Origin of the sequence: Rhodococcus sp. NPDC059968, from assembly GCF_042738615.1 — a bacterium.
Lineage (GTDB): Bacteria > Actinomycetota > Actinomycetes > Mycobacteriales > Mycobacteriaceae > Rhodococcus_F.
This window is the reverse complement of the sequence record NZ_JBHWUE010000281.1, coordinates 1-1,298: the sequence shown is the minus strand read 5'-3', so window position 1 is coordinate 1,298 and position 1,298 is coordinate 1. Positions and strand designations below refer to the sequence as shown.

The window sequence follows — 1,298 nt, the reverse complement described above, 5'->3', positions numbered from 1 at the left end:
GTGAACACCATCCCGACGGAGAACGAGCCGTGGTTCCCCGGCGACGAGGAGACCGAGCGCCGGTACCGGGCGTTCATCCGGTGGAACGCGGCGGTGATGGTGACCCGGGCGCAGCGGCCGGGGGTCGGGGTCGGCGGCCACATTTCGACGTATGCGTCGTCGGCCGCCCTGTACGAGGTGGGGTTCAACCACTTCTTCCGCGGCAAGGACCACCCCGGTGGTGGGGATCAGATCTTCATCCAGGGCCACGCCTCGCCGGGCATCTACGCCCGCGCGTTTTTGGAGGGGCGGATCCCGGCGGAGCGGATGGACGGGTTCCGGCAGGAACACTCGCACGCCGACTCCGGTGGCGGGTTGCCGTCGTATCCGCACCCGCGGCTGCTCCCCGACTTCTGGGAGTTCCCGACCGTGTCGATGGGGTTGGGCCCGATGAACGCGATCTACCAGGCCAGGTTCAACCACTACCTGCACGACCGCGGCATCAAGGACACCGCCGATCAGCACGTGTGGGCGTTCCTCGGTGACGGCGAGATGGACGAACCGGAATCGCGGGGTCTGGCGCATGTGGCGGCCACCGAGGGCCTCGACAATTTGACGTTCGTGGTGAACTGCAACCTGCAGCGCCTCGACGGCCCGGTCCGCGGCAACGGCAAGATCATCCAGGAGTTGGAGTCGTTCTTCCGCGGCGCCGGCTGGAACGTGATCAAGGTGGTCTGGGGCCGCGAGTGGGACGCCCTGCTGCACGCGGACCGCGACGGCGCCCTGGTCAACCTGATGAACGTCACCCCGGACGGCGACTACCAAACCTACAAGGCCAACGACGGCGGCTACGTCCGGGAGCACTTCTTCGGGAGGGATCCGCGGACGAAGGAACTGGTCGCGAACCTGTCGGATCGGGACATCTGGAACCTCAAGCGCGGCGGCCACGACTACCGCAAGATCTACGCCGCGTACGCGGCGGCGATGGCGCACAAGGGGCAGCCGACGGTGATCCTGGCGCACACCATCAAGGGCTACACCCTGGGTAAGCATTTCGAGGGCCGCAACGCCACCCACCAGATGAAGAAGCTGACCCTCGACGATCTGAAGAATTTCCGGGACCTGCAGCGCATCCCGATCTCCGACGAAGAGTTGGAGAAGGACCCGAAGATGCCGCCGTACTACCACCCCGGCAACGACGCCCCGGAAATCCAGTACATGCTCGACCGCCGCCGCGCCCTCGGTGGGTTCCTGCCGCAAAGGCGCACCGGGGTGGCGCCGTTGCCGATGCCGCCGGACTCCACCTACGACGTGGTCCG

1 pseudogene is annotated in these 1,298 nt (G+C 66.9%); it reads left to right on the top strand.

The window, feature by feature from the left end:
• Positions 1-1,298 (top strand): annotated as a pseudogene (locus ACFWAY_RS53845) (pyruvate dehydrogenase (acetyl-transferring), homodimeric type); the annotation flags it as partial.